We start from the raw sequence: 6,591 nt of genomic DNA on the forward strand, positions 1-6,591 counted from the left end.
ACAAATCACGTGCCGGCAGTAGGTAATCATCCGACTGCCAAAATAGTGCTTGTCTTTATAAAAGCTGATGAGGTGCCGGCTTCTTACTATTATGTGCTTCCATAAGTTGCATGCCGGCAAATATCGCGACTACTATGATCTAAAAAAGCTTAATCCTAAATCTCTACATCAACACCCACATTTTCTGCTAACGCAGAGTGATAGACACCTTGCGCCACAGCAAGATCAAAATAGGCAGAGCCGACCGACTTGAAGAAGGTAATATCGGCATCATCTACCCTTCCTTTAATTTTACCAGCAACAAGATCTTGTAACTCTCCTGAGATCTGATCAAAAGACCACCCTTCTCGCTCAACGGCATGAATGAACTCACCGGCTTCTTCTGTCGCACCATGAAGATCATCAACAACTATCTGCGCTGTTCGTGAAATAAAGTGGAAGTCGACCTCCTGCATATCAGGAAGATAGGAGCCGACACCATTGACATGTGTTCCGGGCTGAATATCTGCCCCATCAAATACCGGTGTTTTCGAACGGGTTGCACAGTTGATAATATCAGCCTCTTTAACCGCAGCTGCTCGATCTTGGGCGATCACAATTTCGATTTTTTGATTGATCGGATAATCCCGTAATGCTTGAGCAAATCGCTCTGCATTCTCAACTGTTGGATTAACGAGGTTGATCTTAACAATATCTCGTACTTCAAGTACCCCTAAAACCTGCTCAAAAGCCATCTTTCCCGTTCCAATCACCGTTAAAATATGGCTATCACGGCGAGCAAGATAATCGGTTGCAATTCCACTTAAAGCCCCAGTTCGTAGACGCGTTAAGTAGGAGGCATTCAAGAGCGCAAGATGATCACCATTTGTGGCATCTGAAAGAAGAATCACCCCTTGCGTTGTATTTTTTCCCTGTAACGGATTATTGGGGAAAATAGTCACTGCCTTCATACTCATCAACTCATTTTCTAAATCAGCACAAGGCATATAGAGTACAGAGGCATGCTCCTCTGGGAATTCAATAACCGTTCTAAGAGGATTCTCCACCTTATCAGCTGCTTTCGCTTTCAATATATTGGTCACATCGCGTAACGCTTCCGGCATCTTATAGGTTGCGGCAATTTCTCTCTCATTTAGAATTCTCATGATTCTCTCCTCACTCTTGATATTGATGCATCTTTGACTGATAGATTCTCAATTGATAGATGCAATTTCCTAAAAAAATATTACCGCTCCTAAGAGCGGTAACGCTATGACTCGATCCTATTTTCTCAATCGGATCATCTCAATCTACTTGTTTCAACCTACTTCTCAACCGCATTTTTCTTACTCACTAAATGAGCTCTTCTTACTCTTAGCAAAAGCAATGGCAACAAGTGAAATAACGCCGGTCAACATAATATAAAGAGCAATTGGAACATAAGAATCGAAGTAGCTTAAGAATGAGACCGCAATTAAGGGGGCTGTTCCGCCGGCAAGTGCGGCACCAATCTGATACCCCAAGGTTACCCCGGTATAACGAATTTCAGGAGCAAAGATCTCTGAGAAAAATGTCCCTAAAACTGCAGTAATCGGCGCCCAAATGATTCCCAATCCTAAGATAGTGGCAATCACCAATAAGATCACCGATCCTTGATTTACCATCCAGAAATAGGGGAACATATAGAGGATCATCACAATTGTCCCAACCACGTAGAGCTTCTTACGCCCAACTCGATCAGACAACGCGCCCATCATAGGAATTAAGATTGAAGTGATAACACTTGCAATCATTACGGCTGTTAAAGTGGTTGTCTTATTAAACCCTAAATTGATCGTAGCATAAGAGACGATAAAAGTACTGAAGATGTAGAAAGGTGCCGTCTCCACAAATTTTGCGCCTATTGCGATCAAAACTTCACGCCAATGGTAGCGAAATGTATCGATAATAGGGAGCTTGGGAACTTTCCCTTCTTTCTGTACTTCTTTAAATACCGGCGTTTCATCGATTCCATTACGAATCCAGAGCCCTAATACCACCAATAATGCACTTAAGATAAAGGGAATTCTCCAACCCCAATCTAAAAATTGTTCATCAGGAAGAAGCGTCATCAATGAGAGGACTAATGTTCCTAAAACCATACCGATCGGAATTCCAACCTGTGGGACACTTCCGAAGAATCCACGTTTCTCCTTAGGCGCATACTCAACTGCTAAAAGAAGCGCACCGCCCCACTCTCCACCGATCCCAATTCCCTGAAGCAGACGAAAGAAGATCAGAAGAATCGGTGCCCAGATTCCAATCGTATGATAAGAAGGGAGAAGCCCGATCGCCATTGTTGCGATTCCCATCAAGCTCAATGTGAGCACTAAGGTCTTCTTTCGTCCGATACGATCACCAATATGGCTAAACAGCACACCGCCAAAGGGTCGGATAAAGAAGGTGAGCGCAAAAGAGGCGTAAGAGAGAATAAGACCGATAGCAGGGTCATCACTTACAAAAAAGATCTGATTAAAAACTAAAGCGGCAACGGTTCCATATAGGAAAAAATCGAACCACTCAATAACACTTCCTGTCAGACTTGCGATCAAAATCTTACGCATCGTCTTAGGATCATGCGTATTCTCCATACTTTTCTCCTCTTTCTATTCTTATTATTTTGGTTATTTGGTGTTTGGTGTTTGGTGTTTGGTTATTTTTATAATTTTTTATTTCTATCTTACTTCTATCGTGCTTCTATCTTGTTTTGTTATTCTTTTCCGATAATTCTGACAATTCTGACAATTCTGAATAATCCTGATGATACTGATGATCCTGATCTCTCACCTGGCTTCTTATTAAGGCCTGGGGCTCTCCTCTTGCCCTTATTATTCTTATTACACTTATTGCTCTTATTGCTTCTCTAATTAATACATTGAGAATAATACCTTAAGAATAATGCCTTAAGAAAATTTGATCTCGATCACCCCTCCTCTCTTTTATAAGCTATATTACATAAAATAAGCAACCCAAAAAGTGATCTATAATTGCGCTACTTTTACCACTTTTACCAAATAACAACTAAAAGAACGATTATAAAAGAAGATTTTACGCATAAGAGATCAAAAGAAATCACTATGCCACAAAAGCGATAAAATATTATTAAACTCAAATTAAATAATCACAAATAAATCAAATAATAATCTCTACTAAAATCCTACATATAAATCGAGATCAATATCGATTCACTCATCTATTCACTCGCAAGTTTTGATAAACTTGCTATTTTAGTAAAGAGCTAAAGCGAGTTCCTACTCAGATAAAAGGAATAAATGATAAAAAGAGAAAATGGGATATTAAATAGCTATAAGTAAATACAATAGCGTCTTGAGATAAAATAGCGATAACAGATCCTCTATACTCTCTTATAATAGTAATTATATATATATAAAAATATATATAAGATATATGATGTATCTATGATGTATATGTGGGAGATCTATGAGGTATGTAACAAAATATCAAAGTAAGAGTATCGAGAAGAGTATCGAGCAATATCTTAACGCTATCATTATCAAATAACTTAAAATAATTTAGGGAATAATATGATCACACTTAAGCCTGTCAAGCCAATACCGGGCGCTATCGCATTAGGTCTTACGCTTCTTATTTGGTTTGTTATCCCAACGCCTGAAGGGGTTCAAGAGAATGCGTGGCAACTTCTAGCACTCTTTATCGGCACAATTGCCGCTATTATTGGTAAAGCGCTTCCGATCGGGGCGATCTCTGTTATTGCAATCTCGGCGGTCGCTTTAACACAAGTCACCCATCCTGGCGATGCCACCGCAGCGCTAAATGATGCATTAAGTGGCTTCTCCAATAACCTAATCTGGCTGATTGGAATCTCGATGATTATCTCCGTCAGTCTCAATAAGACTGGTTTAGGGGCTCGTATCGGCTACTGGTTAATCTCTCTTTTTGGCAAACGCTCTTTAGGAATTGCCTATTCACTCACCTTTTCAGAGCTTATCTTAGCGCCCGTAACGCCTAGTAATACGGCACGAGGTGGTGGAATTATCCATCCTATTATGAAATCGATCGCCGATAGTTTCGATTCACAACCTGATGATCCCGCCTCTTCAAAGAAGATTGGTCGCTTCTTAGCACTTGTTAACTACAATACTAACCCCATCACATCAGCGATGTTTATTACGGCAACGGCCCCCAACCCCTTAATTGTTAATCTGATTGCCGAAGGATTAGGCGCTGAATTTCGCCTCACTTGGAGTGCATGGGCGATTGCGGCGATTATCCCTGGGCTCTTATCACTTCTGATTATGCCTTTAGTGATCTATTTTCTCGTGCCTCCCACTATTAAAAAGACACCGAATGCACCGCTCTTTGCAAAACAAAAAATGGCAGAGCTTGGCAAAATGTCCCTGCCGGAGATAATCACAGCGGGCGTCTTTATTCTCCTTCTTCTAATGTGGGCAGAAGTGCCAGATCTTCTCTTCGGATTGCAGATCAATGCCGCAACAGCTGCCTTTATTGGGCTCTCGATCCTTCTGATCACCGGCGTCCTTACCTGGGATGATGCACTTAGTCACAAGAGTGCATGGGATACCGTTATGTGGTTCTCCGCGCTCATTATGATGGCAACCTTTTTAGGAAAGCTGGGGCTTGTCAAATGGCTCGCCCTAACGGTTAGTCACGGAATTGATGAGCTGAGCCTCGGTTGGATTCTCTCGATGCTCATTCTTGTGCTGATCTATGTCTATACTCACTACTTCTTTGCCAGCACAACGGCTCACATTACCGCTATGTTTGGCGCCTTCTTAGCTGCAGGAGTTGCTTTAGGTGCGCCACCGATGTTACTTGCGCTCACATTAGCATTCTCCTCATCATTGATGATGTCACTAACTCACTATGCAACAGGAACCGCACCTATTATCTTCGGTTCTAACTACGCAACATTAGGTGAATGGTGGCGTGTGGGTTTTGTGATGAGTGTCGTTAACCTTGCTATCTGGTTCTATGTCGGTGGCCTTTGGTGGAAAGTACTCGGCTATTGGTAGAAAGCCCTCAGAATCGTTAAATTCTATATCTGAAGATAATCGATAATAAGAAAAAGATGAAAAGGAGAGACGCTATCTTTTTAGATAGCGTTTTTTTATAGCTACCACTTATCGCTACTGATTTAGGGCTGCTAATTTATAGCTGCCAATGAATAGGCGTTCGCCCATGCATTAAGAGATAATGATTCGCTTGTGAAAAAGGTTTAGAGTCGAAGAAACCGCGATAAGCCGAAAGGGGTGAAGGATGGGCTGCTTCCAAGATTAGATGCCGATTTCGATCGATCGTTGCCCCCTTCTTCTGGGCATGATTTCCCCACAAAATAAAGACAAGATGTTGATAGCGATCTGCTAAATAATCGATCACAGCTGTTGTAAATTGCTCCCAGCCGATCTTCGCATGAGAATGCGCTCTACCCTTCTCAACGGTTAAAACGGTATTAAGAAGAAAGACGCCCTGCTCACTCCAGGCAGTGAGATCTCCCGTTTGCGGCGGCTCAAATCCAGGGATATCGGTTGTTAACTCCTGATAGATATTTCGTAATGAGGGGGGAATTTTAACGCCAGGTTGAACGGAAAAGGCTAAGCCATGGGCTTGTCCTAAACCATGATAGGGATCTTGTCCTAAGATCACCACTTTGATCTGATCGGGCGCAACTTGAAATGCACTAAAGATCGATTCCATCGGAGGAAAGACATGAACGCCCTTCTCAAGCGATTGGGCAATTCCCTGTTCTATTTGGCGAAAGTAAGATTTTTCCATCTCGCTTTTGATAAACTCTCTCCATTGCGGATCGATCTTTGTTAAATCAAACTTCACATAGACTCCTAACATGATTGCTTAACATGATTGCTTAATATGATGCTCATCGCCCTCAATCGTACGATCAAGGTTAAAAGTCTCTATTGTAATAAGGCGCACTCAATATGCCAAACTTAATGCAAAATCTTCTTCTCGTCATGCTCGGCGCTTCCCTAGGGGGTGCTTGTCGCTATCTCTTTACCCTTATTGAGACGCAGCTTTCGACGCCGATCCAGATTTCAACCCTTCTTGTTAATATCATCGGTGGCTTATTAGCGGGCATCATTGCCGCTTATCTTCTCTCTAAGCCCGATCAAGCGCTTCGTCTCTTTCTGATTGTCGGCTTTTGTGGTGGGCTCACCACCTTCTCAAGCTTCTCTCTAGAGGCGATGAAGCTACTACAAAATCGAGAATTTCTCACCGCTTTTCTTCTAATCATCTTTCACTTTATCGGCGCAATCGGCGCAACCTTTATCGGCTTTATCGTCACTCAACGTTTTATCTCCTAATTGCCACTAAAGTGGCGATATTTGCCAGCATGTGATTGATGAAAATACGCGATGGTAAGATCCGACAACTCATCGGCTTTTATAAAGATAAGAAAGAATTCTGGCAATCGATTGATTGCCGACTGCCGGCGCGTGATTTGTGGAAGAACGCGATGGTAAGATCCGGCAGCATTCAGCCTATTTTGTTAATGAGTGATTCTTAAGAAGATCTGTTGAGCGGCGGGAACCTACTATTTCATTCTTATAACAA

The 6,591-nt window shown here is 42.0% G+C and carries 5 protein-coding genes; 2 read left to right on the top strand and 3 right to left on the bottom strand.

Annotation, left to right across the window (positions count from 1 at the left end; translation table 11 throughout):
- Positions 1 to 155: 155 nt before the first annotated feature.
- On the bottom strand, positions 156 to 1,145 hold the full coding sequence (locus DC077_RS10455; protein ID WP_109202215.1) for an ornithine cyclodeaminase family protein: 990 nt from the start codon (positions 1,143 to 1,145) through the stop codon (positions 156 to 158).
- A 180-nt stretch (positions 1,146 to 1,325) separates the two neighbouring features.
- A complete protein-coding gene (locus DC077_RS10460) occupies positions 1,326 to 2,609 on the bottom strand; it encodes an MFS transporter (RefSeq protein ID WP_239990374.1) in 1,284 nt (427 codons plus the stop codon).
- Between the two features lie 954 nt (positions 2,610 to 3,563).
- On the opposite strand from DC077_RS10460, the gene DC077_RS10470 reads away from it, so the two are divergent.
- Complete coding sequence (locus DC077_RS10470) at positions 3,564 to 5,033, top strand: DASS family sodium-coupled anion symporter (protein WP_094567759.1); 1,470 nt, start codon at positions 3,564 to 3,566, stop codon at positions 5,031 to 5,033.
- 136 nt (positions 5,034 to 5,169) lie between these two features.
- Here the strand turns inward: DC077_RS10470 and ung are convergent, their stop codons facing one another.
- Positions 5,170 to 5,850, bottom strand: a complete 681-nt coding sequence (gene ung, locus DC077_RS10475) for a uracil-DNA glycosylase (protein ID WP_275663952.1) — start codon at positions 5,848 to 5,850, stop codon at positions 5,170 to 5,172.
- A 107-nt stretch (positions 5,851 to 5,957) separates the two neighbouring features.
- On the opposite strand from ung, the gene DC077_RS10480 reads away from it, so the two are divergent.
- Positions 5,958 to 6,341 carry a fluoride efflux transporter FluC gene (locus DC077_RS10480; RefSeq protein ID WP_109202218.1) on the top strand — a complete coding sequence of 128 codons (384 nt, stop codon included), beginning with the start codon at positions 5,958 to 5,960 and terminating at the stop codon, positions 6,339 to 6,341.
- Positions 6,342 to 6,591: the final 250 nt, after the last annotated feature.

The sequence above is a fragment of the Ignatzschineria cameli genome (assembly GCF_003121895.1).
GTDB classification, from domain to species: Bacteria; Pseudomonadota; Gammaproteobacteria; order Cardiobacteriales; family Wohlfahrtiimonadaceae; genus Ignatzschineria; species Ignatzschineria cameli.